This is a genomic window from Rhizobium sp. BK196, from assembly GCF_014193255.1.
GTDB lineage: Bacteria > Pseudomonadota > Alphaproteobacteria > Rhizobiales > Rhizobiaceae > Rhizobium.
In genome coordinates this window covers 37,410-63,471 of sequence record NZ_JACHZB010000010.1, presented here as the reverse complement: position 1 = coordinate 63,471, position 26,062 = coordinate 37,410, and the positions used below count along the sequence as shown (strand labels likewise).

At 59.2% G+C, this 26,062-nt stretch carries 27 protein-coding genes; 11 read left to right on the top strand and 16 right to left on the bottom strand.

Translation table 11 applies throughout. The features are described from left to right. Nucleotide 1: 1 nt before the first annotated feature. The 3 genes from FHT78_RS26080 to FHT78_RS26070 are packed head-to-tail and all read left to right on the top strand — an operon-like array spanning nucleotide 2 to nucleotide 2,849. Nucleotides 2-1,609 (top strand): heme biosynthesis protein HemY, encoded by a 1,608-nt coding sequence (locus tag FHT78_RS26080; RefSeq protein WP_183749460.1) that lies wholly within the window; start codon nucleotides 2-4, stop codon nucleotides 1,607-1,609. A gap of 18 nt (nucleotides 1,610-1,627) precedes the next feature. After that, the gene (locus FHT78_RS26075; RefSeq protein ID WP_183749459.1) at nucleotides 1,628-2,113 is read left to right on the top strand and encodes a TerB family tellurite resistance protein; all 486 of its coding nucleotides are present in this window, start codon (nucleotides 1,628-1,630) and stop codon (nucleotides 2,111-2,113) included. Further along, nucleotides 2,100-2,849, top strand: a complete 750-nt coding sequence (locus FHT78_RS26070) for a glutamine amidotransferase (RefSeq protein ID WP_183749458.1) — start codon at nucleotides 2,100-2,102, stop codon at nucleotides 2,847-2,849. Before FHT78_RS26075 ends, FHT78_RS26070 begins: the two co-directional genes overlap by 14 nt. Here FHT78_RS26070 and FHT78_RS26065 read toward each other — a convergent pair. Continuing rightward, nucleotides 2,830-4,074 carry an MFS transporter gene (locus FHT78_RS26065; protein WP_183749457.1) on the bottom strand — a complete coding sequence of 415 codons (1,245 nt, stop codon included), beginning with the start codon at nucleotides 4,072-4,074 and terminating at the stop codon, nucleotides 2,830-2,832. The genes FHT78_RS26070 and FHT78_RS26065 overlap by 20 nt on opposite strands. Nucleotides 4,075-4,213: 139 nt before the next feature. Here FHT78_RS26065 and FHT78_RS26060 point away from each other — a divergent pair, with 139 nt between their 5' ends. Further along, nucleotides 4,214-4,504, top strand: coding sequence for a YggT family protein (locus tag FHT78_RS26060; protein WP_223216525.1), 291 nt, complete (start codon nucleotides 4,214-4,216; stop codon nucleotides 4,502-4,504). Then, complete coding sequence (locus tag FHT78_RS26055) at nucleotides 4,501-4,812, top strand: DUF167 domain-containing protein (protein ID WP_183749455.1); 312 nt, start codon at nucleotides 4,501-4,503, stop codon at nucleotides 4,810-4,812. The genes FHT78_RS26060 and FHT78_RS26055 overlap by 4 nt, the downstream gene beginning before the upstream one ends. 1 nt (nucleotide 4,813) lies before the next feature. Here the strand turns inward: FHT78_RS26055 and ppa are convergent, their stop codons facing one another. From ppa to FHT78_RS26035, 4 genes are all read right to left on the bottom strand, one after another. After that, on the bottom strand, nucleotides 4,814-5,350 hold the full coding sequence (gene ppa / locus FHT78_RS26050; protein ID WP_112572889.1) for an inorganic diphosphatase: 537 nt from the start codon (nucleotides 5,348-5,350) through the stop codon (nucleotides 4,814-4,816). A gap of 148 nt (nucleotides 5,351-5,498) precedes the next feature. Further along, nucleotides 5,499-6,005, bottom strand: a complete 507-nt coding sequence (locus FHT78_RS26045) for a GNAT family N-acetyltransferase (protein ID WP_183749653.1) — start codon at nucleotides 6,003-6,005, stop codon at nucleotides 5,499-5,501. Between the two features lie 197 nt (nucleotides 6,006-6,202). Beyond that, nucleotides 6,203-8,023 carry a translational GTPase TypA gene (typA, locus tag FHT78_RS26040; protein ID WP_183749454.1) on the bottom strand — a complete coding sequence of 607 codons (1,821 nt, stop codon included), beginning with the start codon at nucleotides 8,021-8,023 and terminating at the stop codon, nucleotides 6,203-6,205. Between the two features lie 158 nt (nucleotides 8,024-8,181). Beyond that, nucleotides 8,182-10,269: a M3 family metallopeptidase gene (locus FHT78_RS26035; protein ID WP_183749453.1), complete on the bottom strand. Its 2,088-nt coding sequence runs from the start codon at nucleotides 10,267-10,269 to the stop codon at nucleotides 8,182-8,184. Nucleotides 10,270-10,473: 204 nt separating this feature from the next. Between FHT78_RS26035 and FHT78_RS26030 the strand changes: the two genes are divergently transcribed. Beyond that, nucleotides 10,474-10,920 carry a hypothetical protein gene (locus FHT78_RS26030; protein ID WP_183749452.1) on the top strand — a complete coding sequence of 149 codons (447 nt, stop codon included), beginning with the start codon at nucleotides 10,474-10,476 and terminating at the stop codon, nucleotides 10,918-10,920. Here the strand turns inward: FHT78_RS26030 and FHT78_RS26025 are convergent, their stop codons facing one another. Both FHT78_RS26025 and FHT78_RS26020 read right to left on the bottom strand, forming a co-directional pair. Continuing rightward, a complete protein-coding gene (locus tag FHT78_RS26025; RefSeq protein ID WP_183749451.1) occupies nucleotides 10,921-11,562 on the bottom strand; it encodes a LysE family translocator in 642 nt (213 codons plus the stop codon). Nucleotides 11,563-11,698: 136 nt separating this feature from the next. After that, nucleotides 11,699-12,922 (bottom strand): argininosuccinate synthase, encoded by a 1,224-nt coding sequence (locus tag FHT78_RS26020; RefSeq protein WP_183749450.1) that lies wholly within the window; start codon nucleotides 12,920-12,922, stop codon nucleotides 11,699-11,701. Between the two features lie 188 nt (nucleotides 12,923-13,110). Here FHT78_RS26020 and FHT78_RS26015 point away from each other — a divergent pair, with 188 nt between their 5' ends. Together FHT78_RS26015 and FHT78_RS26010 are read left to right on the top strand one after the other, a co-directional pair. Then, the gene (locus FHT78_RS26015; RefSeq protein WP_183749449.1) at nucleotides 13,111-13,962 is read left to right on the top strand and encodes an SDR family NAD(P)-dependent oxidoreductase; all 852 of its coding nucleotides are present in this window, start codon (nucleotides 13,111-13,113) and stop codon (nucleotides 13,960-13,962) included. A gap of 84 nt (nucleotides 13,963-14,046) precedes the next feature. Continuing rightward, nucleotides 14,047-14,688: a LysE family translocator gene (locus FHT78_RS26010; RefSeq protein WP_183749448.1), complete on the top strand. Its 642-nt coding sequence runs from the start codon at nucleotides 14,047-14,049 to the stop codon at nucleotides 14,686-14,688. An 8-nt stretch (nucleotides 14,689-14,696) separates the two neighbouring features. Here FHT78_RS26010 and FHT78_RS26005 read toward each other — a convergent pair whose 3' ends face one another. The 7 genes from FHT78_RS26005 to FHT78_RS25975 all read right to left on the bottom strand — a co-directional run bounded on the left by FHT78_RS26005 (nucleotide 14,697) and on the right by FHT78_RS25975 (nucleotide 20,834). Further along, the gene (locus FHT78_RS26005) at nucleotides 14,697-15,491 is read right to left on the bottom strand and encodes an ABC transporter ATP-binding protein (protein WP_183749447.1); all 795 of its coding nucleotides are present in this window, start codon (nucleotides 15,489-15,491) and stop codon (nucleotides 14,697-14,699) included. Beyond that, nucleotides 15,488-16,366, bottom strand: a complete 879-nt coding sequence (locus FHT78_RS26000; protein ID WP_183749446.1) for an ABC transporter permease — start codon at nucleotides 16,364-16,366, stop codon at nucleotides 15,488-15,490. The genes FHT78_RS26005 and FHT78_RS26000 overlap by 4 nt, the downstream gene beginning before the upstream one ends. 123 nt (nucleotides 16,367-16,489) lie before the next feature. Then, nucleotides 16,490-17,443 (bottom strand): ABC transporter substrate-binding protein, encoded by a 954-nt coding sequence (locus tag FHT78_RS25995; RefSeq protein WP_183749445.1) that lies wholly within the window; start codon nucleotides 17,441-17,443, stop codon nucleotides 16,490-16,492. Between the two features lie 94 nt (nucleotides 17,444-17,537). Continuing rightward, nucleotides 17,538-18,755: a 23S rRNA (adenine(2503)-C(2))-methyltransferase RlmN gene (gene rlmN, locus FHT78_RS25990; RefSeq protein ID WP_246715433.1), complete on the bottom strand. Its 1,218-nt coding sequence runs from the start codon at nucleotides 18,753-18,755 to the stop codon at nucleotides 17,538-17,540. Nucleotides 18,756-19,015: 260 nt separating this feature from the next. Continuing rightward, nucleotides 19,016-19,525 carry an invasion associated locus B family protein gene (locus FHT78_RS25985; protein ID WP_183749443.1) on the bottom strand — a complete coding sequence of 170 codons (510 nt, stop codon included), beginning with the start codon at nucleotides 19,523-19,525 and terminating at the stop codon, nucleotides 19,016-19,018. 559 nt (nucleotides 19,526-20,084) lie between these two features. Continuing rightward, on the bottom strand, nucleotides 20,085-20,477 hold the full coding sequence (locus FHT78_RS25980; protein ID WP_183749442.1) for a YkvA family protein: 393 nt from the start codon (nucleotides 20,475-20,477) through the stop codon (nucleotides 20,085-20,087). Between the two features lie 51 nt (nucleotides 20,478-20,528). Continuing rightward, complete coding sequence (locus FHT78_RS25975; RefSeq protein WP_183749441.1) at nucleotides 20,529-20,834, bottom strand: 4a-hydroxytetrahydrobiopterin dehydratase; 306 nt, start codon at nucleotides 20,832-20,834, stop codon at nucleotides 20,529-20,531. Nucleotides 20,835-20,869: 35 nt separating this feature from the next. Here FHT78_RS25975 and FHT78_RS25970 point away from each other — a divergent pair, with 35 nt between their 5' ends. Next, on the top strand, nucleotides 20,870-21,370 hold the full coding sequence (locus FHT78_RS25970) for a low molecular weight protein-tyrosine-phosphatase (protein ID WP_183749440.1): 501 nt from the start codon (nucleotides 20,870-20,872) through the stop codon (nucleotides 21,368-21,370). Here the strand turns inward: FHT78_RS25970 and thpR are convergent. Both thpR and FHT78_RS25960 read right to left on the bottom strand, forming a co-directional pair. After that, nucleotides 21,277-21,870: an RNA 2',3'-cyclic phosphodiesterase gene (thpR, locus tag FHT78_RS25965; RefSeq protein ID WP_183749439.1), complete on the bottom strand. Its 594-nt coding sequence runs from the start codon at nucleotides 21,868-21,870 to the stop codon at nucleotides 21,277-21,279. The two genes, FHT78_RS25970 and thpR, sit on opposite strands and share 94 nt — an antisense overlap. A 68-nt stretch (nucleotides 21,871-21,938) precedes the next feature. After that, nucleotides 21,939-22,583 carry an arylesterase gene (locus FHT78_RS25960; protein WP_183749438.1) on the bottom strand — a complete coding sequence of 215 codons (645 nt, stop codon included), beginning with the start codon at nucleotides 22,581-22,583 and terminating at the stop codon, nucleotides 21,939-21,941. 71 nt (nucleotides 22,584-22,654) lie between these two features. Here FHT78_RS25960 and FHT78_RS25955 point away from each other — a divergent pair, with 71 nt between their 5' ends. Both FHT78_RS25955 and FHT78_RS25950 read left to right on the top strand, forming a co-directional pair. Continuing rightward, entirely contained in the window at nucleotides 22,655-23,362 is a 708-nt protein-coding gene (locus FHT78_RS25955) for an ABC transporter ATP-binding protein (protein ID WP_183749437.1), read from the top strand. Then, complete coding sequence (locus FHT78_RS25950) at nucleotides 23,359-25,902, top strand: ABC transporter permease (protein WP_183749436.1); 2,544 nt, start codon at nucleotides 23,359-23,361, stop codon at nucleotides 25,900-25,902. Before FHT78_RS25955 ends, FHT78_RS25950 begins: the two co-directional genes overlap by 4 nt. The last annotated feature ends 160 nt before the right edge of the window (nucleotides 25,903-26,062 follow it).

The window sequence follows — 26,062 nt, the reverse complement described above, 5'->3', positions numbered from 1 at the left end:
CATGGTCCGTCTGATTATCTTCGCGCTCCTCGTCCTCGTTCTCGCCTATGGTTTCTCCTGGCTTGCCGATCGCCCCGGCGACCTGTCGCTGCTCTGGGAAGGTCAGATTTACCAGACAAAACTGATTGTCGCGGCAAGCGCCATCATCGCGCTGATCGCCGCCGTCATGGTGGCCTGGTGGTTCGTCCGCCTGATATGGACATCGCCGCATTCGGTGACGCGCTACTTCCGCGCCCGCAAGCGCGATCGTGGCTACCAGGCCCTGTCGACTGGCCTCATCGCCGCCGGCGCAGGCAATGCCCTGCTCGCCCGCAAGATGGCCGCCCGCTCGCGCGGCCTTATCCGCGCCGATCAGGAACCGCTGATCAACCTTCTGGAAGCACAGGCCGCTCTCATTGAAGGCCGCTACGACGAGGCTCGTTCCAAATTCGAGACCATGGCCAACGACCCCGAGACGCGTGAACTCGGCTTGCGCGGTCTTTACCTGGAGGCCAAGCGCCTCGGCGCTAACGAGGCCGCCCGTCAATATGCGGAAAAGGCGGCCGACAATGCCCCTTACCTACCCTGGGCCGCGCAGGCGACGCTCGAATATCGCAGCCAGTCCGGCCGCTGGGACGACGCCATCCGTCTCCTGGAACAGCAGAAGGCAGCTAAGGTCGTCGAAAAGGCAGAGGCAAACCGCCTCCATGCCGTGCTGCTGACTGCCCGCGCCGATGACAAGCTGGAGAGCGATCCTGCCGGCGCACGCGACGATGCCCTCCAGGCGCTGAAACTGTCGGCTGATTTTGTACCCGCCGCACTGATTGCTGCAAAGGCGCTGTTCCGTGAAAACGGTATACGCAAAGCGGCCTCCATTCTCGAACAGGCGTGGAAGGCTGGACCACATCCCGAGATTGGCCGTGTCTACGTCCGCGCCCGCAGCGGCGATTCCACGCTCGATCGCCTGAAGCGCGCCGAGCGACTGGAGGGCATGCGGCCGAACAATGTCGAATCTCTCCTCGTCGTCGCTCAGGCTGCACTCGATGCGCAGGAATTCGCCAAGGCGCGCGCCAAGGCGGAAGCTGCCGCCCGTATCGAGCCCCGCGAGGCGGCCTTCCTGCTGCTTGCGGATATCGAGGAAGCAGAGACCGGCGATCAGGGTCGCGTGCGCCATTGGCTGGCACAGGCACTGAAGGCGCCGCGCGATCCAGCCTGGGTTGCCGATGGTTTCGTTTCCGACAAATGGCTGCCGGTCTCGCCGGTGACCGGCCGTCTCGACGCCTTCGAATGGAAGGCGCCTTTCGGCCAGCTCGAAGGACCAATCGAGGAAGGGTCGACCACCTCGATCGAAACGGCGCTGAAGACCTTGCCCCCGCTGCGCGATACCCGGCCGGAAAGCGTGGTGAACGACCACCGAATTATAGAACTGGAACGGGCCGCAACAATTGCGGAAGCCGTGCGGCCGGGAGCTCCGGCCCCCGCGTCGGCAAAAGTCAACGAACAGTCCGCTTCCCGATCGGCTCCTGCTGCGTCCGAACCAAGACCCTTCTTTGGCGGCCTCCCGGATGACCCTGGTGTCCGCGATCCCAAGATGGAACCGGAAACCAAGACACGGCTCCGCCTTTTCTGAAATGGAACGAAAAACCACATGTTCGAACGCTTTCAGGCATTCTTCCAGAATCTGACCGCCGACCGCCCGAAATCAGGCTTTGCCCCCGATGACCCGCGCATCGCGGTCGCCGCGCTCTGTATGCAGGTCATGGAGGCCGACGGCCAGATCAAGGACAGCGAGAAGAAGCGGCTGCGCAAGCTCCTGAAGGAGCAATACGCGCTCGATGGCAAACAGCTGGACGCCCTGATGGCCGCGGGGCTGGAAGCCGAAAGCACGGCAGTTGATTATTTCCGCTTCACCTCCGATCTCAAGAGACATCTCAATACCGAGCAGCGTCTGGAGTTGATCGGTATTCTCTGGGATATCGTCTATGCCGATGGCGAGCGAAGCGAAATGGAAGACCATGTGATCTGGCGGATCGCCGACCTCCTGGGTGTGTCTTCCCGTGAACGTATTCAGAAGCGGCAGGAGGCGGCCGCAAGGGTGACGGACGCACAGGTGGTGCAGGATGACGCTGACTGACAGAAGCATCAGACGCGACAGGCGACCTATTCTCATCATACTCCATCAGGAGCGCTCCAGCCCCGGTCGTGTCGGCCAGCTTCTCGTTCAGAAAGGCTATGATCTCGATATCCGTCGCCCCATCCTTGGCGACCCCTTGCCTTGCACCCTTGAAAACCATGGCGGTGCCGTAATCTTCGGCGGCCCGATGAGCGCCAACGATCCCGACGAATTCGTCAAGGCGGAGATCGACTGGCTGGAGATACCGCTCAAGGAAAACCGCCCCTATCTCGGCATCTGCCTTGGCGCGCAGATGTTGGCTCGCAATCTCGGCAGCAAGGTCGCCGCCAATAATGATGGGTCGACAGAGATCGGCTGGTATCCGCTGCATACGACCGAAAGGGGTCGGCGGCTGATGCGCTGGCCGAAGATGGTCTACCACTTCCACCGGGAAGGCTTTGAACTGCCGCATGGCGCCGAGCTGCTGGCATCCGGCGACGCCTATCCTAACCAGGCCTTCCGCTACAATGGCAACGCCTGGGGCCTGCAATTCCATGCGGAGCTGACGCGGGTGATGATGCATCGCTGGGTCGTGCACGGCGCCCATCGCTTCATCCTGCCGAATGCACAGCAGGGACGCGAGCATCTGGAAGGCCGCATGCTGTTCGACGCGCCGCTTAAAGCCTGGCTCGACGACTTCCTGGATATCGTCTTCGAAGGCAAGACGGCAGCAGCTGCTACGCGGCTTCTCGTATAGGCGCGTCGAGCGTATCGATCTTCCTGAGCTTCGGAAAGCCGCTTGCCCAGATTGCCGCGACTGCAAGCGTGCCGATGCCGCCGATAATGACAGCCGGAACAGCGCCGAAAACCGACGCCATAGTGCCCGCGCGGAATTCCCCGAGCTCGTTGGATGCGCCGACAAACACCGTATTGACCGCGTTGACGCGGCCACGCAGATGATCCGGCGTCCAGAGCGCAATCAGGCTCTCGCGAACATAGACGGAAATCATATCCGCAGCGCCCATGAGGGCGAGCGCTGCGATTGAAATCTCAGTATTGGTCGAGAAGCCGAATACGATCGTACCAAGGCCGAAAATCGCCACGCCGATAAACATGTACAGGCCGGCCTTATGCTTCAGCGGATAGGCGGCAAGGAAGATCGCCATGATGATGGCGCCGACACCTGGCGCCGAGCGTAGCAGGCCGAGACCCCACGGCCCGAGCGTTAAGATATCTCGCGCAAAGATCGGCATCAGCGCGGTAGCGCCACCGAGGAGAACGGCGAAGAGATCGAGCGAGATGGCACCAAGCACCACCCTCTCTCCCCGAATATAACGGAAGCCGCCGAGGATCATATCCCAGCTCTTGGCCTCGCCAGCCGTTTTCTGCGGCGGCTTAGGGATCATATAGAGCAGGATCGCGCCGAGCACGGAAAAGATGACGGCGACCGTGTAGGCCGTCGATGCACTGACGCCGTAAAGCAGACCGCCAAGCACAGGGCCGGTAATGGCCGCCAGCTGCCAGGAAGACGAATTCCATGCGATCGCATTGGAGAGATCCTCTTCCGGGACGAGGTTTGGCGCAAGCGACTGCACCGCCGGCGTCATGAAGGCACGCTCGATACCAAAGATTAAGAGCACGACGAAGACCGGGATCGGAGAAAAGCTGCCAGTAATCGTCATTCCCAGGAGCGCAAGCGTGCAGAGCGCGCTGACGAGCGAGCAGATCGAGGCGATGGCGCGACGATTGTGCCGATCGGCCACCGAGCCGGTGACGAGGATCAGGACGAGAGACGGCAGGAACTGCACGAGCCCGATCAGGCCGAGATAAATGGCGCTGCCGGTCTGGTCGTACATCTGCCAGCCGACGGCAACGCTGACGATCTGCTGCGAGAAGGAAAGCAGAAACCGCGCGAAGAAAAAACGGGTGTAGGACGGATGCCGGAAGGCGGCAAAACGGTCTCCGGTGGGTGAAAGCGACATGAAGCTTTTCCGAGGAAACGAGCGCCGAAAGCCATGCAGGAGCGGCCGCTAAATATGATTCACCGTACGTTTCCACACGGCACTTGCTCGTTTAGTCGCCAATGTCTACATGTCTGTCAACAACGAATTGGAGACGACGATGATTGCACTGTTTCAAACCATTGATTTGGCTTTGCAACTTTATACCTGGATCCTGATCGCCAGCGCTATCTTCTCTTGGCTCTACGCATTCAATGTCATCAATTCCAGCAATCACTTCGTTAATCAGGTTGGAACATTCCTCTACAACGTCACCGAGCCGGCCCTGCGTCCGATCCGCCGCCTGCTGCCCAATCTCGGCGGCATCGATATTTCGCCGATCATCCTGCTGCTGATCATCTTCTTCCTACGCTCCTTCCTCTGGACGACGATCTATCCGCTCGTCGTTTGAACCCGCCATGGAAAAAACTTGATGATCACGTCCGCCTCGCCGTGCGGTTGACGCCGAATGGCGGGCGGGATGCCATCGGCGGCATCGAACCCGATGGCGAAGGGGAGATGTTGCTGAAAGCGCGCGTCTCCACCGCCCCTGAAAAGGGAAAAGCGAACAAAGCACTCATAGCGCTCGTCGCCAAATCTCTCAGTATCGCCAAATCCTCCGTCAGCATCGTGTCCGGCGACACGTCGCGTAAAAAAATCCTCCGGATCGACGGAGACCCGGAGGATTTGGTAAAAATGCTCGAAGCACTTTCAGCCTGAATCAGGCCTTTTCTTTCTTGGCGCGTTCGATCGCTTCGAGGATGAGCGCACCGGCTTCCTTGGAATCGCCCCAGCCGTAGATCTTCACCCACTTGCCGGGTTCCAGATCCTTGTAGTGCTCGAAGAAGTGCTCGATCTGCTTCAGCGTGATTTCCGGAAGGTCGGTGTAGTCCTTGACCTTCTCGTAGCGTAGCGTCAGCTTCGGCGACGGAACGGCGATGATCTTCTCATCCTTGCCGGAATTGTCTTCCATCTTCAGAACGCCGATGGGACGGACGTTGATAACGCAGCCCGGAACAAGCGGACGGGTGCTGGCGATCAGCACGTCGATCGGGTCACCGTCTTCCGAGAGCGTATGCGGCACGAAGCCGTAGTTCCCCGGGTAGGTCATCGGCGTATAAAGGAAACGGTCGACGACCAGCGTGCCGGCTTCCTTGTCCATTTCATACTTGATCGGATGACCGCCGACCGGAACCTCGACGATAACGTTGACGTCTTCAGGTGGATTCTTACCGATTGAAACGGCGTCGATGCGCATAGGAAACTCCCGGGAGGTTGAATTGCTCGAAGCCAGTTAATCGGTTTCATCTCGCAACGCAACATGCCTCGCAAGCGATGTGTAATATGCGAGGCCCCAGAATATAGAATTTCTCTAATGAAAGATGCAGCACCTTCGGCGCCTGCAATCAGTTCCAAACAAAGCCGATCTTTTTAATCTGCTTATGGTCGAAATTTTCCATGCCCTCACAGAAGTCCATACCACCGTGGTCGCGATAAAAGTTGGCGGCGGTCTCGTTTTCCTCCAGGCACCAGACGACGAGGCCGTTGCAGCCGAGAGATTTCAGCAGCCGCCGGGCTTCGCCGAAAAGCAGTTTTCCGAGACCGATTCCCTGATATTCCGGGCGCAGATAAAGCTCGTAGATTTCGCCTTCCTGAGGCAATGCGCGGGCGCGATTAAGGCCGAGGGTCGCATAGCCTGCAACGGTGCCTGCTACATCCAAAACAAGCAAAGTTGCCGGACCGCGGGTCGCCTTGCGCCACCAATTTTCTCCGCGACGTTCGATCATCTGGGTCAGAGCGCGATGAGGAATGATGCCGGCATAGGTATGCTGCCACGAAAGCCGGTGGGCTTCCGAAATGGCTCGGGCATCATGCGGTTCGGCCCGCCGGACATCGATCGACAACGTCTTCATAACGCTTACTCTGGTCCTGCCGGAGGCAATTAACCATATGCGGCAACCGCATCGTGATCGATTGCCCACAGACTTGATATGTGGACGACGGAGAAAATTTAACGCTTTTTTAACGATTGTCACAAGCCGGAATCGGCGCAGCGCACAATAAAAAACCCCGGCACGAAGGCCGGGGTTTGAAGCTGCAGCTTAGGCTCTTAGAGAGCGGCCTTCGACTTTTCGAAACGCTTACGGTCGTTGGCGTCGAGATACATCTTGCGCAGACGGATCGATTTCGGCGTCACTTCGACCAGTTCGTCCTCCTGGATCCAGGAAAGTGCACGTTCCAGCGTCATGCGGATCGGCGGAGTGAGCTTCACGGCTTCATCCTTGCCGGCGGCGCGGATGTTGGTCAGCTTCTTGCCCTTCAGCACGTTGACTTCGAGGTCGTTGTCGCGCGTGTGGATGCCGATGATCATGCCCATATAGACCTTCTCGCCGGCGTCGATGATCATCGGACCGCGGTCTTCCAGGTTGAACAGGGCATAGGCAACGGCCTCGCCGGCCTCGTTGGCGAGCAGTACGCCGTTGACGCGGCCGCCGATCTCACCCTTGTATGGCTGGTAGCTGTGGAACAGGCGGTTCATGATCGCGGTGCCGCGCGTATCCGTCAGCAGTTCCGACTGGTAGCCGATGAGGCCGCGGGTCGGCGCGTAGAAAACGAGACGGACGCGGTTGCCACCCGACGGGCGAAGCTCGACCATTTCGGCCTTGCGCTCGGACATCTTCTGGACGACGACGCCGGAATGCTCTTCGTCAACGTCGATGAGGACTTCTTCGATCGGCTCGAGAAGCTGACCGGCGTCATCCTTGTGCATGACGACGCGCGGACGCGAAACGGCAAGCTCGAAGCCTTCGCGGCGCATGTTCTCGATGAGAACGGCGAGCTGAAGTTCGCCACGGCCGGACACGAAGAACGAGTCCTTGTCGGCGCTTTCCTCGATCTTCAGCGCAACGTTACCTTCCGCTTCCTTCAACAGACGGTCACGGATGACGCGGCTCGTGACCTTGTCACCTTCGGTACCTGCAAGCGGCGAGTCGTTGACAATGAAGGACATGGTAACGGTCGGCGGATCAATCGGCTGGGCCTTCATGGCTTCCGTCACGGACGGATCGCAGAAGGTATCGGCTACGGTGCCCTTCGAGAGGCCAGCGATGGCAACGATGTCGCCGGCATGGGCTTCTTCAATCGGCTGGCGCTCGATGCCGCGGAAAGCGAGAATCTTGGAGATACGGCCCTGTTCGATAAGCTTGCCATCTTGGCCCAGAACCTTGACTGCCTGGTTCGGCTTGATCGAGCCAGAAGCGATACGGCCGGTGATGATGCGGCCGAGGAAGTTGTTGGCTTCGAGGATGGTGCCGATCATGCGGAACGGACCTTCTTCCACCTTCGGCGCCGGAACGTGCTTGACGACGAGGTCGAGCAGCGGCGCGAGACCTTCATCGGTCGGACCTGCCGGATCGTAGTTCATCCAGCCGGCACGGCCGGAACCGTAAAGGATCGGGAAGTCGAGCTGTTCGTCGGTCGCGTCGAGCGCGGCAAAAAGGTCGAAGACTTCGTTGACGACTTCCTCGGCGCGAGCGTCCGGGCGGTCGATCTTGTTGATGGCAACGATGGGGCGCAGGCCAACTTTCAGGGCCTTGCCGACGACGAACTTGGTCTGCGGCATCGGGCCTTCGGCAGCATCGACGAGAACGATAGCGCCATCCACCATCGACAGGATGCGCTCGACTTCACCGCCGAAGTCGGCGTGGCCGGGCGTGTCGACGATGTTGATGCGCGTGTCTTTCCACTCGATCGACGTCGCCTTGGCGAGAATGGTGATGCCGCGTTCTTTTTCGATATCGTTGGAGTCCATCACGCGTTCCATGACGCGCTGGTTCTCGCGGAACGAACCGGACTGTTTCAGAAGCTCGTCGACGAGGGTCGTTTTGCCATGGTCAACGTGCGCGATGATCGCGATGTTGCGAAGTGCCATATGTCATAATCTCTGAGGCTGGGGCGCTACGCCAAGTGGACGCGCCATTTATGTTGGCGCGCTCATACCGTTTTTTTCGCGATTGCGAAAGGGGGTGGCACGCGAAAGCTGCGGCATGGTTCTCACCATGCCGCTTTGCTCGATGTCATCAAACTGTCTTAAGCGTCGCTGCCTGTCAATTCCTCGAAGGTCGCAAGTCCCTTCTTGACCAGCATTGCGTCCGGGCTCGGCAGCTTGCCGCGGAAAGCCTTGTAGGCGTTTTCCGGATCGACGGAGCCGCCAGTGGAGTAGATGTTGTCCCGAAGCTTTGCGGCCATCTGGCCGTTGAAGGCATCGCCCGTCTCTTCGAAGGCGGCAAAAGCATCTGCATCCAGCACTTCCGACCACATGTAGGAATAATAGCCGGCCGAATAACCGCCGGAGAAGATATGCTGGAAGTGCGGCGTGGCGTGGCGCATGACGATCGATTTCGGCATGCCGATCTCCGCAAGCACCTCAGCCTGAACGGCCATCGGATCGTCCACCTTGTCGCGCGTATGGAAGGCCATGTCGACCAAGGCGGAAGAAGTGAACTCCACGGTGTTGAAGCCGGAATTGAAGGTGCGGGCGGCGAGCACCTTGTCGAGCAGAGCCTGGGGCATCGGCTCTCCGGTTTCGAAATGCACGGCATATTCCTTGAGGATGGCAGGAACCGTCAGCCAGTGCTCATAGAGCTGCGAGGGAAGCTCCACGAAATCGCGGGAGACGCCGGTACCCGATACCGAGGGATAGGTGACGTTGGAGAGCATGCCGTGCAGCGCGTGGCCGAACTCGTGGAACAGCGTGCGCGCGTCATCGAGCGAAAGCAGCGCCGGCTTGCCTTCTGCGGGCTTTGCGAAGTTGCAGACGTTGTAGATGATCGGTAGCTCGCCGTGATGGCCGTTCTTCAGCGTCAGCTTGTGCTGAGACTGGAAAGAGCTCATCCAGGCGCCCGAGCGCTTTGAACTGCGAGCGAAATAATCACCGAGAAAGAGTGCGACCAGCTTGTCGTCCCGGTCGCGGATCTCGAAGACCCGCACGTCGGGATGATAGACAGCAATGCCCTTCTTCTCGACGGCGCGAATGCCGAACAGCCGGCCGGCAACGTCGAAGCAGGCATCGATGATTTTTTCGAGCTGCAGATAGGGCTTCAGCTCCGCTTCCGAGAAATTGAATCGCTGCGCGCGGATCTTCTCCGCATAATGGCGCCAGTCCCAAGGCATAACCTCATGGTTCTTGCCCTCGGCCGCAATCAATTCGGCGATATCGGCTTCTTCCTCACGGGCGCGTTTCACCGCTCTCGTCCATACGGCGCGCAACAGATCGTTCACGGCCTGGGGTGTCTTCGCCATCGTGTTATCGAGCTTCAATTCGGCGAAGTTGCCGTAGCCGAGAAGCTTCGCCACCTCGTCACGCAGGGCAAGAGTCTCTCTGATAATGCCGCGATTGTCGGTCGCGCCGGCATTTTCGCCACGCGCCACCCAGGCCTTGAAGGCCTGTTCGCGCAGATCGCGGCGCTCCGAAAAAGTCAGGAACGGCTCGATGATCGAGCGCGACAGTGTTACGGCATATTTGCCATCCTCACCGCGTTCGCGGGCAGCCGCCGCCATCGCGTCGCGCAGGAAATCGGGAATGCCAATGAGGTTTTCTTCACCGGAGAGGATCAGCGACCAGCTCTTCTCGTCTGCGAGCACGTTCTGCCCGAAGCCGGTGCTGAGGCCCGCAAGTTTTTCATTGATCGCCGCAAGCTTCTCCTGCTCTGCCTTCGGCAGCTTTGCGCCCGATTTGACAAAGCCTTTCCAATGCCGCTCCAGCACGCGCGTCTGCTCCAGCGTCAGACCGAGGCTTTCGCGCTTTTCCCAGAGTGTATCAATGCGCTTGAAGAGATCCGCATTCATGCCGATCTTCGAATAGTGCCGTGACATTCTTGGCGAGATTTCCCGTTCCAGCGCCTGGATGACATCGTTGGTATGAGCACCTGCCCGGTTCCAGAAAAGTGCGGAAACCCGCGACAGCTCATCGCCGGCGAGCTCAAGCGCTACGACAGTATTATCGAAACTCGGTTCCTCCTTGTTGCCGGCGATCGCGTCGATCTCTCTTTCGTGCGAGGCGAGTGCGGACTCGAAGGCAGCAGCGAAATCACCGTCAGCGATCGCGTCAAAACGCGGCAGGCCATGAAGGCCATTCCAGTTGACAAGTGCCTGATTGAATTGAGTGGGAGAAGACATATGAAAGTCCTTTATGCCGGCCGGTCGATCGATAATATAGAGAGGCCCCAACGGAATTGATATGTGGGCGGCTGGGGCTTTTGTCCGCCCGGCTAAATCTTGTGGGCAAGAATTGATACGTAAAAATTAACCAATCGTTAACGATTGACGCGAATCAGCCCGAGGCGCTAGTTTTCTTTGATCTTCAAGTAAGAGGACATGCGCATGGAAATTTTTTCCCTGCGGTCTTCTCAGAGTTTGCTATTCAAAAATAATACAAACAATAACGCAAAAAGTCCGAAGACCGCTGATATTGTAATTGAGCCCAAGCCGACCATAGGCCAGGGATCATTCCAGATCCAGGATTTTGACAGCCGGGAGGCGATTGATTTTACAGCCGTCAGTGCGGGTGAATTGCGCAGCTATGCCCGCCAGGGCTTCGACAGCGGCTTGATCGATCAAATTACTTTCGCCGCAATATCCGAACCATTGCCTATGCACGCGATCGATCCGCTCGGAAACGTTATCGACCTGTCCAATGTGACTGACGGCACGAGCTTTAACTACCTCGACTATTACAAAAATCAGCTTCAGATCGCCATGTCGATCGGCGACCCGAATGAGGTTCAAACGCTGAAGTCGGTCGTCAGCTTTCTCGCCGGCGAAAACTGATCAGGCCTTCCTCCAACCCAGCAGGCCGGGCGTGGCATGCCATAGCGCCTGGACGGCAAAGCCTATGAAAAGCACTCCGGAGCAGCGGACGATTAGCCGCTCATGTGCGCGGTAGAAACGGCGCACCACGCCGGCGCCAATGATGCCGATCAGGATGATGTCAGCGGTGACGAAGCCGACGAAGGAAACGCTGAGCAGCATCGGCAGGGCCTGAAAATCGAGCGCATTTGCCGATCCCGCAACCAGCGCCGTGAACGTGGCAAGCGCCACCGGATAGCCCTTCGGATTGGTGACGCCGAAAATCAACCCGCGGCGGAATGGTCGCTCCACTACCATCAGCGCCTGCCCCTCGGCCTTCGGCTTGGCATTGACGGCACTCCAGCCGATCCAGGCGAGATAGAAACCGCAGGCAAGCCCCAGCAGGTCGAACACGAAGGTGCCGATCGTCTTGGCACCGACGATCGCGATCAGCGCCAGCCCCGACCAGATAATATCGCCAACGAGATGGCCCATCATGAAGAAAGCGCCTGCCTTGCGCCCCTGCCCAGCGCCAATGCCGAGAAGCTGCAGGAAGGCCGGACCGGGAATGAGCACATAAAAAAGCGCCGCCAGGAAGGCGCCGAGAAGCAGGGATTGCGGCATGGAAATGCTCCGGTGATGACGGCTCAGCTTAGGCGATAGCCTTGTCGCGTCAAGACGTTACAACCTGCAATAAGCGCAACAAAAAAGGCCCGCGCGGCAGAACCGGCGAGCCTTTCAATATCGGTCCGGGCGTGATTTATTTCTTCAGGTTACGCTTGCCGAGCGTGCGAAGACGCAACGCGTTGAGCTTGATGAAGCCGGCGGCATCCTTCTGGTCGTAAGCGCCCTGGTCGTCTTCGAAGGTGACGAGCTTGTCGGAATAGAGCGACTTTTCGCTCTCGCGGCCGATGACCATGACATTGCCCTTGTAGAGCTTAAGCGTCACTTCGCCTTCGACATGCTCCTGGCTCTTGTCGATGAGGGCCTGCAGCATTTCGCGCTCCGGCGAGAACCAGAAGCCGTAATAGATAAGCTCGGCATAACGCGGCATCAGTTCATCCTTGAGGTGAGCAGCGCCGCGGTCGAGCGTGATCGACTCGATGGCGCGATGCGCCGCGAGCAGGATCGTGCCGCCGGGAGTCTCGTAAACGCCGCGCGATTTCATGCCGACGTAGCGGTTCTCGACAAGGTCGAGGCGGCCGATGCCGTTGTCGCGGCCGTAATTGTTGAGGGTCGCGAGCAGCGTGGCCGGCGACATCTCGACGCCGTTGATCGAGACGGCGTCGCCCCTGCGGAATCCCACCTTGATGATGGTCGCCTTGTCGGGGGCAGCTTCCGGCGAGATGGTGCGCATATGCACGTATTCAGGAGCCTCCTGCGCCGGATCTTCCAGGACCTTGCCCTCGGAAGAGGAGTGCAGCAGGTTAGCGTCGACGGAGAAGGGAGCCTCACCCTTCTTGTCCTTGGCGACCGGGATCTGGTGCTTCTCGGCGAATTCGAGCAGATCGGTACGGCTCTTGAAGGCCCAGTCGCGCCACGGCGCGATGATCTTGATATCGGGGTTCAGCGCATAGGCCGAAAGCTCGAAACGAACCTGGTCATTGCCCTTGCCGGTGGCGCCGTGGGCAATCGCGTCGGCACCCGTCTTCCGGGCGATATCGATGAGGTGCTTGGAAATCAACGGACGGGCAATCGACGTGCCGAGCAGGTAGACGCCTTCGTAGACGGCATTGGCACGGAACATCGGGAAGACGAAATCGCGCACGAATTCCTCGCGCACGTCCTCGATATAGATCTCCTTGATGCCGAGCAGCTCGGCCTTCTTGCGCGCCGGCTCCAGCTCTTCGCCCTGGCCGAGATCGGCTGTGAAGGTGACGACTTCAGCGCCGAGTTCGGTCTGCAGCCACTTCAGGATGATCGAGGTATCGAGACCGCCCGAATAGGCGAGCACGACTTTCTTCACGTCTTTGTATGATGCCATGATGATGAGGTCCGTTGCATGAAGGCCGCGGCACACCCGCAAAGCCCGGTATCTCGGCACTTTTAGCGAGATTGGCGCGTGACGCAAGGGCAAGGAGGGCAGCAAACGGCGCCTGAGGGTTTGACAGCGCAAACCGTGAGCCCATATTCGGCAGCGTCCGAACAATGCTCCGAGGAGAGGCCAGTCCCGTGACAAATATTCAAGACATTTTCAAGCAATCCAATGTTGCCGTCATCACCGGCGGTGCTTCCGGCATCGGCCTCGCCGCTGCAAAGCGTTTTGCCAAGGCTGGCTTGAGCGTCGTCATCGCCGATCTCGGTGGCGAAAAGCTCGCGGAAGCGCGCGCCGAGCTGGAGAGGATCGTCGGCCAGGAACATGTGATGGCTGTCGAGACCGACGTCTCGCAGAAGGAGCAGATCGAGGCTCTCGAGCGCGCTGTCATCCAGCGTTTCGGCCGCGTGCACGTATTGATGAACAATGCCGGCATCGGCCCGGAAACCTCTATTTTCAGCGCTCAGGCCAATTGGGACAATATCCTCGCCGTCAATCTTCTCGGCGTCATCAATGGCGTCAGAACCTTCGGCCCAGGCATGATCGCCCATAGCGAACCCGGCCTCATCATCAATACCGGCTCCAAGCAGGGCATCACCACGCCGCCCGGCAATCCCGCCTACAACATCTCGAAAGCCGGCGTGAAGGTTTTCACCGAAGCGCTTGAGCATGAACTGCGCAACACTGCACGCGCAGGCATTTCCGCGCATCTGCTGATACCCGGCTTCGTCTTTACCGGCCTAACCAAGGGCGATCACCAGGAAAAGCCTGCTGGCGCCTGGACGCCGGAACAGACGGTCGATTTTATGGTTGAAAGCTTGGAGCGCGGCGATTTCTACATCCTCTGCCCGGACAACGACGTCGCCCGCCCGGTGGACGAGCGCCGCATGGCCTGGGCAATCGGCGACATCATCGAAAATCGTCCGCCGCTGTCGCGCTGGCACAAGGACTACGCCGACAAGTTCAAGGCCTTCCTTGAACAGAAGTAATCGGCGCCATCAGAAGGTTTGATTGGTAATTTTCTGAAAGCCGGATAAGAGATCGTCGGACCTTTCCGGCTTTCAGAGTACACCATGGATTTCCTGCCGAGCCTTCCGACGCTTCTTGCCTTTGCTGCCGCGACCCTGTTGCTTGCGGCAACCCCCGGCCCTGACATGACGCTGTCGATCAGCCGCGCGCTTGCGCAGGGCAAGAAGGCAGCGCTTTTCGTGGTTGTCGGCACCAGCCTTGGCATCGTCGCGCACACAATGCTGGTCGCCTTCGGCATCTCGGCGCTGATTACCGCCTCGCCGACCGCCTTCCTAATCCTGAAGACCGGCGGCGCCGCCTATCTGTTCTGGCTGGCCATTCAGGCAATCCGCTTCGGCTCGAAACTGACGGTCGCCAAGGTCGAAGGTCCTAAGGGGACGATCTTTTCGAACATTTCCACGGGTTTTTGGGTCAACCTCTTAAACCCCAAGGTCATCATCTTCTTCATGACCTTTCTGCCGCAGTTCGTTAGCGCCAACGACCCGGCTGTCACGCACAAGCTGCTTTTCCTTGGCTTTTGCTTCATCGTGATCGGCATGCCAGTCAATGCAACCGTCGTCATGGCAGCCGACTGGCTGTCGAGCTGGCTGCAGAATAACAGGAAAGTACTGCGCGGCATGGATTATACTTTCGCCGGCGTCTTCTCGGTCTTCGCCGCTAAGATCCTGCTCACTCAGGCACGCTGACCGTTCGATCAGCCGATCAGCAGGGCATCGTCGTCGAGCGTCTGGCCACGCATCTTGCGGAACATGGCGATCAGGTCTTCGACCTGCAGGTTCTTCCTGTTGTCGCCGGCGACATCGAGCACGATCTCGCCACCGTGCAGCATGATCGTGCGGTGGCCATAATCCAGCGCCTGCCGCATGGAGTGCGTTACCATCATCGTCGTGAGCCTGCGTTCAGAAACGATCTTCTGTGTGAGATTCATGACGAACTCGGCCATACCAGGATCGAGCGCAGCCGTGTGCTCGTCGAGCAGCAACACTTCGGAGCCGGCGAGCGTCGCCATCACGAGCGAAACCGCCTGCCGCTGCCCACCAGACAAAAGGTCCATGCGGTCCTTCAGCCGGTTTTCCAGCCCGAGATTCAGTTCGGCGATCCGCTCCCGGAAGTAATCGCGCCTGTTGCCCCCGAGCGCTGACCCAAGCCCGCGCTTCTCACCGCGGCGGGCGGCCAGCGCGAGATTTTCCTCAATCGACAGCGCCCCGCAGCTTCCCGTCAGCGGATCCTGGAAGACACGGGCGACCATGCCAGCCCGCCCCGCCGTCGACTTGCGTGTCACGTCGGTTTTGCCGATCAGCACCGAACCTTCACTCGGCAGGACGTCGCCGGCGAGAACGCCGAGCAACGTCGACTTACCGGCGCCATTGGAGCCGATGACGGTGACGAATGAGCCTTGCTCGATAGTCAGGCTGACGCCGTTCAGCGCCTGTTTCTGCAACGGCGTACCACGCCCGAAAACAACCTTGATATCCTTGACGCTGATCATGATGCTGCACCTCCGCGAAGGCGGGGAAGAACGAGCGCGACGGTCACGAGAACCGCCGTCACGAAATTCAGGTCGGAAGCCTGTAGGCCGATGACATCACTCGACAGTGCGAGCTGGATGGCGATGCGGTAGATGATCGAACCGAATACGCATCCGACGAGCGCAATCAGCAGCCCGCGGCGCCCGAGCAGGGTCTCGCCGATGATGACGGCGGCAAGGCCGACGACGATCGTGCCGACACCCGAGGTCACGTCGGCAAACCCATTTGTTTGCGCAAAGAGTGCGCCGCCAAGCGCCACAAGTGCATTGGAAATCGCCATGCCCAGATAGATCTGCCGGCTGGTATCGACACCCTGGGCGCGGGCCATGCGGGCATTGGCGCCTGTCGCACGCATCGCCAGCCCGGCATCGCTTTCAAGGAAGCGCCAGACGACGATGACGGCGATAACAACGAGAGTGCCGACGAACAGCGGCCGGACGTAGAAATCCCTGAGCCCCTGGCCAAAGAAGGGACTGATCATCGTATCGGCATTGATAAGCGCGACATTCGGCTTTCCCATCACCCGCAGATTGACGGAGAAGAGCGCGATCATCGTCAGGATCGAGGCGAGCAGGTTCAGGATCTTGAAGCGCACATTGAGGAGCGCCGTCACCATTCCGGCTCCGGCCCCTGCTGCCATCGCGATCAGCGCTGCGAGCCAGGCATTGACGCCGGCAATGATCAGCACTGCGGTCACGGCTGCACCAAGCGGAAACGAGCCGTCCACCGTCAGATCCGGAAAATCGAGAACGCGGAAGGCGAGATAGACGCCGAGCGCGACGAAGGAATAAACCAGGCCGAGCTCGACGGCCCCCCAGAATGCAATTTGGCTCAAGGCTTTCAGCCCCTTTTTGTTTCCGTTCCGTCCGTCGCGAAACGGGAGCCTTTTAATATGATCAGCCGCCCCCGTGCAAACGGGAGCGGCTGATCATGACTAAGGCCTTGGAACGACAGTCGATTATTCAATGACCTTGTTGGCGCGCGAAACGACGCTTTCCGGCAGAGTCACGCCCATCTTGGCTGCGGCAGCCTTGTTGATGACGAGATCGCTGCCGGCCGCAGTCTTCACCGCGATATCGCCGGGATTCTCACCCTTCAGCACGCGCACGACGATCTCTCCCGTCTGCTTGCCAACATCATAGTAGTTGAAGCCAAGCGCTGCGATCGAACCACGCGAAACGGAATCCGTATCGGCGGTGAAGAGCGGCAGCTTGCTTTCTTCGGCAACGGCAACCGCACCTTCCAGCGCCGAGATGATCGTGTTGTCGGTCGGAATATAGATCGCATCGGCGCGGCCGACGAGCGCACGAGCAGCGCCCTGCACTTCGGCTGACTTCGTTGCAGCCGATTCAACGATGGTGATGCCGGCCTTCTCAGCTTCAGCCTTCAGTGCCGCCAGCAGCGAGACCGAATTCGCCTCGCCGGAATTGTAGAGGTAGCCGATCGTCTTCACATCAGGCAGGATTTCCTTGATGAGCGCGATATGCTCGCCGACCGGCGACATGTCGGAAAGGCCGGTCACGTTGCCACCCGGCTTGTCCATGTTCTTGACGAGCTGTGCGCCGAGCGGATCGGACACGGCAGTGAAGACAACAGGGATATCGCGTGTTGAGGAAACGACGGCCTGGGCCGACGGCGTGGAGATCGGCACGATGACATTGGGTCCGTCACCAGCGAACTGGCGAGCGATCTGGGCTGCCGTTGCCGGATTGCCCTGCGCGGATTCGAAGACGAACTTGAGGTTCTCGCCTTCCTTGTAGCCGGCAGCGGCCAGCGCGTCGCGCACGCCGTTGCGGGCTGCATCGAGCGCCGGATGTTCGACAATTGCGGTTACGGCAACGGTGACATCGTCGGCCTTCGCCGGCAGCGTCAGGGCCAGAGCTGCGGCAAAAGCCAGAAGAATTGAACGCATGGGGTATCCTCCAGAATGATTTTGGGGGCACTTTTAGAAAAAGCGCCCCCGTTAATCAATCTCGGAGAATTGTTGCGACGATCAAACTTGCTGATCAGTCGTCTGCGCCGTGGTTGGCGATCATCATCGCCTCGAAGGCAAGACGCTCAGTCTTGCGCATGCGCTCGGATTCCGACTTGAGCTGACCGCAGGCCGCCAGAATGTCGCGTCCGCGCGGCGTGCGGATCGGCGACGCGTAACCTGCCGAATTGATGAAATCGGCAAACTTCTCTATCTGCGCCCAGTCGGAACATTGATAATTGGTGCCCGGCCATGGGTTGAAGGGAATGAGATTGATCTTCGCCGGCACGCCCTTCAGCAGCTGGATCAGCCCCTTGGCGTCTTCCAGGCTATCGTTGACGTCCTTCAGCATCACATATTCGAAAGTGATGCGCCGCGCGTTCGAAAGCCCTGGATAGTTCCTGCAGGCCTCGATCAGCTCCTTCAACGGATATTTTTTGTTGATCGGCACGAGGATATCGCGCAGGTCGTCGCGCACCGCGTGCAGCGAGATTGCCAGCATGACGCCGATCTCCTCGCCTGTGCGCAGGATCTCGGGCACGACGCCGGAGGTAGAAAGCGTCACGCGACGCTTGGACAGTGACAGGCCGTCACCGTCAGTGGCGATCAGCAGGGCCTGCTTGACGGCATCGAAGTTATAGAGCGGCTCGCCCATGCCCATCATCACGATATTGCTGACCTTGCGGCCTTCGGAAGGGACGACGGCGCCGACAGGCACGTCGCGATCCGGGAAGTCACCCAGCCGGTCGCGGGCCAACAGAAGCTGGGAGAGGATTTCTTCGGCTGTCAGGTTGCGTACCAGACGCTGCGTTCCGGTATGACAGAAGGAACAGGTGAGCGTGCAGCCGACCTGGCTGGAAATGCAGAGCGTGCCGCGCCCTTCCTCGGGGATGTAGACGGCCTCGATCTCGACCGGCCGGCCGGCACCGCGCGGCGGAAAACGCAGCAGCCACTTGCGCGTGCCGTCATTGGAAATCTGTTCTTCGACGATTTCTGGCCGGGCAATGGTGAAATGCTGCTTCAGCATCTCGCGCATGTCCTTGGCGACATTCGTCATGTGATCGAAATCGGAGACGCCGCGCACATAGATCCAATTCCAGAGCTGCGAGACGCGCATCTTGATCTGCTTGTCCGGCACGCCCTTTTCGCGCAGCGCCGCACCCATTTCCTCGCGCGTCAGACCGATCAGCGAGGGTTTTGGCGAAAGCTCAGTGCCGAGAGGCGCCCTCACAGCGGGGTTGGCAACGGTCATCGCATCCATAACGGACATAATCTTCTAATCCCGAACTCAACATGGCAACCATCCCGGAAAGACGGAAGACTTACGGGCCGCTGACGCATGATTGCAGAAATGAATGGGCGGAGCGGCGATAAATCGCCATCCTTCCGCAGTTGCGCGCCGCTTTAGCATCATTTTCCCCCCACGTCACTAGACATGGAAGCGTCATTGTAGATGGAAACGACAAAGGCCGGCGAAAGGCCGGCCTTTGAAACATTGCTCGAAGTGCAAGCTTACTTGCAGCTTTCGATCTGCTTCAGCGCAGCAGAAATGCCCGACAGCGAATAGCTGTACGAGGTGCCAGTGCCCTTGCGCGAGGTGGCGTTGACGGTCATCGAATGACCGGTCTTCATGGCTGCGACAAGCGCCGGCTCCTGAGCCGCATTCTCGACCCATCCAGCCTTGTCCTTGGTGAACATTACGAAGGTTTTGTTGTCGATCGTAACATTGATCTTCGAATTCTCCTTCACCGTATAGCCCATCATCGCCTGAGGCTCATAGGAGATGTTCTGACCCGGACGCTGAGAGACGATAAAGAAGTTGTCACCATGGTCGACGCTGGCCGGCTGCTTTGTGGTCGGCACCGAAAGCACATAGCATACGGTCGCATTGCCGGACTTGTAAGAATAGGCTCCCCATGCCTGGAACTGCTGGATGCGGGTCGGAGCCGCCTGCTGTGCTTCCGCCACTCCAGCCATGACGATGGTGAGGGCGAGAGCGGATACGATACTTTTTACGAACATGGAATTCCTGCCGGTTCTTGCGGTTCAAGGCCCGAAGCGATCATTGCGGGCGGCGCATAATCACGATCTGCTTTATTTTGACTTAATTCAGGTTACCAAATGGTCAACAATGGCTACGAATTGTTTCTGCCTGTTTCATTTTCGCCGACTGTCAACCTTTCGAACCTGACAGCGGCGCCTGTGCCGCGCTCTGTCGGGATGGCTGAGCCATCGGTTCGGGTGAATTTAAGACACAAAGATTCAGGCAAGAGTTTGACCTTTCTCAAATCCTTCGCACCCCGTTAAGATGTGGAAATTCAGGACGAAATTTTGCCGCACGGACTGCGCGAAGAGATGTGGACGTCGAAGAAAGACAGCATTTCACTGCTCTCGCAAAAAGGTTGCTGATCAGCGCGAGGAATCCGCATTCTCTCTTCCGTTCGGCTACTTCGCGCCGCGCCTGAACTCCTGGCTGATACGCGACCGCAATGCGCAGAAAAAGGCAAGCTGCCCTTTTCGACACGATCAAGTCGCGTATGGGGCCTCAGCAAGCTCCGAAACCGCTGGAGGGGGAAGAACCCTAGATCGTTTTCATGCCGTCTTCGGTACGCTCAGCAAGAACGCGATCGGCCGCCTCGTAATGGCTTGCCCGGATATTGCCTCGTACCATCGCAAAGGCTGCCGATAAGACGGCTATGTCATCCGAAAAGCCGATTACGGCAAAGATATCGGGAACTATGTCGACCGGCATCACGAAATAGGCAAGTGCCGCCAACAACACACCACGCACCTTGGTCGGTGTCTGCGGATCAAGTGCGCAATAGAAGCCAGCGACCACATCACGAGAAAACGGAATCTGCCGTACGGCGCGACGAAAGGTCGGCCAGAATTTCTGCCTCACCGTCTTTTCACGGCGATCCTGGGTATCCTCGTCGCCCGGCAGCAGGATTTCTCCGTATTTGACCTCGTCCATCCCGATATCCTTTGTGGTCGCCCCGAAAATATGGTGACGGCGTGAGCCGTTTCAATCGCCTCGCCTCGCCGCAGCCTTCTCCATGGCCCTTGCGAGCTTGAAATCCAACTCCGTCAAACCGCCGGCGTCGTGCGTGTTGAGTTTCACCTCGACGCGGGAATAGACGTTGAACCATTCCGGATGATGGTTGAGTTTTTCGGCCGCAAGCGCCGATTCCGTCATGAAACCGAAGGCTTCCACGAAATTCGCGAATTTGAATGTCTTCGAAATCGAACCTGCCGCATCGTCGAGCGCCCAGCCCGTGAGTTCGCCGAGCAACTGGTTGATCGCCGGCCTTTCCAGCTTTTCCATTTTCATGCCATGTTCCTTTCATCCCTCAGTCGGATCCTCAGATGAAACGTATCAGCATCCTCTTTGTTTGCATGGGCAATATCTGCCGCTCTCCGCTTGCCGAGGGAATATTCCGCCATGTTGCTGACGAGGCAGGCCTTGGTGAGGCTTTCCATATCGATTCCGCCGGTCTCGGCGGCTGGCATCAGGGAGAACTGCCCGACCGGCGCTCGATCACCACCGCAAGCACGCATGGCATCGACATTACCGGGCAGCGTGCCCGGAGGATATTGCCTGAAGATTTTGACGATTTCGATCTGATCCTTACGATGGACCGCTCGAATATCGCGGAACTGCGCCGACGTTCACCGCACGCAGACAACATCCATCTCTTCGGCGATTTCGCACTCGGCACCGGGGAAGATATTCCCGATCCCTATCATGGCGACCGGGAAGATTTCGAGTTCGTTTATGCCAGACTCTTCAGCGGCTGCAGCACGTTGGTCGAAAGGCTTGGCACCGTCAGTGGCTCGTGGAGCGGGAAGACTTCCTCGGTAAGGTAAGGTCCGCCGCCGACCGATTCGCGCGACGACAGAAGCACGAAGCGCGGCACGGTGAAGGTCGAAGTCTGGAAGTTGCCGCGGCCGGCGAGATAGTGAACGACGTCATCGACGCGCGAATATTTCAGCCGGGCAAGCGTGACATGAGGCGTGAACTTGCGCGGGTCCGGCGGCAGGCCGATGCGCTGGCAGATCCGCTCGATCTCGCCCTGCAGGGCATTCATTTCAGGTGAAGGAGAAACGCCGGCCCAGATCGAGTGCGGCTTCTTGGAGCCGAAGGAGCCGATGCCTTCAAGCCGGAGCTGGAATTCCGGCCGGTCGATCCGGTCGAGACGCTCGACAATTTCATCTGCGGTCCGGCCATCGACATCGCCGATGAAGCGAAGCGTGATGTGGTAGTTCTCCACATCGATCCATCGTGCTCCGGGAAGACCACCGCGCAACAATGACAGGCTCATCGCCGCATTGCGCGGAATTTCGAGGGCGGTAAAAAGTCTCGGCATAACGAGCACTCCCCGAATCTTTTGCAGGTGCTCACACGGAATCACGCATTACAGACCTGTGCAAGCCCCTATTTCTTCACAGAAGAAATCGTCCCAACGAATTTCGTGACTGCCGGTTCCATCTTTTCCACCATCACATCGACTCCCTTGGCGTTTGGATGCATACCGTCATCGAGCTTCAGACCGGCATCCAGCACCACGCCGTCGAGGAAAAATGGGTAGAGGTCAACGCCATGTTTTTCCGCGAGTTTCTGATAGATCGGGTTAAAGCGTTCGGCATAGTCCGAACCCATGTTCGGTGGCGCCATCATGCCGACAAGCAGCACTGCTATGCCCCGCCCCCTTAACCGGCTTATCATCTGATCGAGATTCTTTTCACTCTGTTCCGGCGGGATGCCGCGAAGCGCATCATTGGCGCCGAGTTCGAGAATCACCCCATCGGTGTCATCGGGAACCGACCAGTCGATTCGCGCCAATCCGCCGGTTGTCGTGTCGCCTGATACGCCGGCATTGGTGATCGAAACATCGACCCCCTTTGCCTTCAGGGCAGCCTGCAGCTTCTCGGGAAAGCCATCGCCCTGCGGCAGCTGATAGCCTGCCATCAGGCTGTCGCCGAAACCGACCAGATGGATGGTGCGTGCCTGCGCAACTGTCGAGAAAGTCAGCGAGAAGACGATGACAGCGAAGTGAAGGGCGGCAACTTTAAATCTCATAATGCTTTCCCTAGATTGGCTAGGAGCCGTTATGCGGCCATCGGTTACGGAACTATATAGGGCGATTTCTGTTGGCCAAAACCATCATCGATCTGAAACACGCCGATTTGACGCTCGGCACTGCTGCGGCCTCCGTCCATGTGCTGAAGGACATCGATCTGGAGGTCAGTGCCGGCGAATCCGTCGGCATCGTCGGCCCTTCGGGTTCCGGCAAGTCCACGCTGCTGATGGTGCTTGCGGGTCTGGAAAAACTCGACAGCGGCGAGATCAACATCAATGACACGCCCCTGCATACTCTGAGCGAGGATCAGGTCGCCGATTTCCGCGGCCGCAATATCGGCATTGTCTTCCAATCCTTCCATCTGATCGCCAATATGACGGCGCTGGAGAATGTCGCCGTCCCCCTCGAACTCGCCAATATTCCAGATCCGTTCGAGATCGCTCGACGCGAACTGGCATCGGTCGGGCTCGCCGAGCGCCTGAACCATTATCCCGGCCAGCTCTCCGGCGGCGAGCAGCAGCGTGTTGCAATCGCCCGTGCGCTTGCCCCGTCACCTGCCTTGCTGATCGCCGACGAACCAACCGGCAATCTCGATACCGATACCGGCCGCCAGATCGCCGACCTCCTGTTTTCCAAACAGGCCGAGCGCGGCATGACCCTGCTGCTCGTGACCCACGATATCAGCCTCGCCAATCGCTGCTCGCGCCAGATCCGCGTCCGCTCGGGGCGCATCGAGGGCGATAGCGCCATCCGCCAATCGGAGGCCGCGATTGCATGACGATCGTCACTCCGCGTATTTCGCTCGCTTTCCGCCTGGCCCTGCGCGAGCTGCGCGGCGGCCTGAAGGGCTTCTACATCTTCCTCGCCTGTATCGCGCTCGGCACTGCCGCAATCGCTGCCGTCAACTCGGTCTCGCAGTCGATCACCGATACAATCGCTTCGCAGGGGCAGGAACTCCTGGCCGGCGACATCCGCTTCGAACTTAACAATCGCGAGGCAACGCCGGAGGAAATGAATTTCCTGCGCGGTCTAGGCGAGGTCTCCGTCTCCACTGGTCTGCGCTCCATGGCCCGCAAGCCGGATGGATCGGATCAGGCATTGGTCGAGGTCAAGGCCGTCGACGATGCATATCCGCTCTACGGCACTTTTGAAGCTGCGCCGAACTATCCGCTCCCCTCCCTCCTATCAGGCGAAGGCGGCACTTATGGTGCAGTCGTTGCCCCGCTGTTGCTGGAGCGGTTGGGATTGCAGATCGGCGACGAATTGCTGCTCGGCAACGTCAAGCTCAGCATCACGGGCACGGTCAAGACCGAGCCGGATGCGCTTTCGGAAGGTTTCGGTTTCGCTCCCCGTATGCTCGTCAGCCGAAACGCGCTACAGGCGTCCGGCCTGATACAGACCGGCAGCCTTGTGGAACACGTCTACAAGATCAAGCTGGAAGACCGCAGCATGATGAGCGGCATCCAGGCCCGCGCCACCAGGGAATTCCCTTCGGCCGGTTGGTCGGTCCGCACGAGCGATCGCGCCGCCCCATCGCTGACGGAAAACATCACCCGCTTTTCGCAATTCCTTACGCTGGTCGGCCTGACCGCGCTGATCGTCGGCGGCGTCGGCGTCGCCAACGCGGTTCGCGCCTTCCTTGATGCCAAACGCACGACGATTGCGACCTTCAAATGCCTGGGCGCCCCGGCAGCCGTCGTGGTCTGGATCTATCTCTTCCAGATCGCCATTATCGCAGCAGTCGGCATCCTGATCGGTCTTGTGCTCGGTGCCTTGTCACCGATGCTGGCCGCACAGTTCCTTGCCCAGTTCCTGCCGGTCTCAACCGATCCGACGCTCTATCCCGGCGCTCTATTGCTTGCAGCCCTCTTCGGCATGCTGACGATGCTTGCCTTTGCCATCCTGCCGCTCGGCCATGCGCGCGAAGTGCCTGCCACCGCTCTCTTCCGTGAGCAGGGTTTCGAGGCACGCCGCCTGCCCTCCTGGCCCTATGTGCTGCTCGCCATGCTCTTCATCGCAGCCCTTGCAGGGCTTGCCATTCTGACCGCCTATGATCGCTTTATTGCCGTGGTCTTCGTCGCCGCTATCATTTTCGCCTTCGTCATCCTGCGCCTCGTCGCGGTTTTGATCGCCTGGCTGGCGCGTAGAAGCCCGCGCGTCAATTCGCCGGCGCTCCGGCTGGCGATCGGCAATATCCATCGCCCCGGAGCACTGACGCCCTCAGTCGTCCTCTCGCTCGGTCTCGGCCTTGCCCTGCTGGTGACCCTCACGCTGATCGACGGCAACCTGCGCCAGCAATTGACCGGGCGCATGAACGAGGGTGCGCCGAACTTCTTCTTCGTCGATATCCAGAGCGCCGAGGTCGATGCCTTCCGCAACCTGATCCACACTCAGTCACCGAATGGCAAACTAATGGAAGTGCCGATGTTGCGCGGCCGTATCATTGCCTTCAATGGCCAGGACGTAACCAAGATGAATGTCCCGGCGACGGGCCGCTGGGTGCTGAATGGCGACCGCGGCATTACCTACGAGGAAAGCCTGCCGGAGAATTCTGCCCTTACCGAAGGCCAGTGGTGGGGCAAAGACTATAGCGGCGAGCCGCTTGTCTCCTTCTCGGCGGAGGAGGCACGCGAGCTCGGCCTCAAGATCGGCGATACCGTGACCGTCAATGTTCTCGGCCGCAACATCACCGCCAAAATTGCCAATCTGCGGCGAGTCGAATGGGAATCGCTGTCGATCAATTTCGTCATGGTCTTCTCACCGAACACTTTCCGTGGCGCTCCGCATGCATGGTTGGCGACACTGACGGATCCCGCATCGACCGAGACTGAAGACGCCGCGATCCTGAAATCGGTGACCAACGCCTATCCGACGATCACGAGCGTGCGCGTCAAGGACGCGATCGATATCGTCAATCAACTGGTCGGCGAGCTTGCGACCGCGATCCGCGCTGCAGCCTCCGTTGCCCTCATCGCATCCGTTCTCGTGCTGGCCGGCGCACTCGCCGCCGGAAATCGGGCGCGCACGCATGATGCGGTGGTACTGAAAACGCTTGGCGCGACGAGGATCATGCTGATCCGTGCCTTCAGCTATGAATATCTCATCCTCGGTGTCGCCACCGCCATTTTCGCGCTCTTTGCCGGCGGCGTGGCCGCCTGGTTCATCGTCAGCCGCATCATGCACCTGCCCTCCAGCTTCATGCCCGATGTCGCCGGTCTCACCCTCGCTACAGCCCTCGTACTGACCGTTGGCATTGGCCTCATTGGCACTTGGCGCATTTTGGGACAGAAGGCAGCACCCGTTTTACGCGAGCTATAAAAGGGCGAGAGGCTCAAATCCCTTCACCTTACGGCGATTTAACCGAATGGCTGATTGCAAGGGCCTTGTTTGAAAAGGGCGAAAGCCTCATATTGTCAGCAGGCATGCTGGAGCTCCGCAGCGGCGCCCGGGTCGTGAACCCGACACCGTATTTCCATCG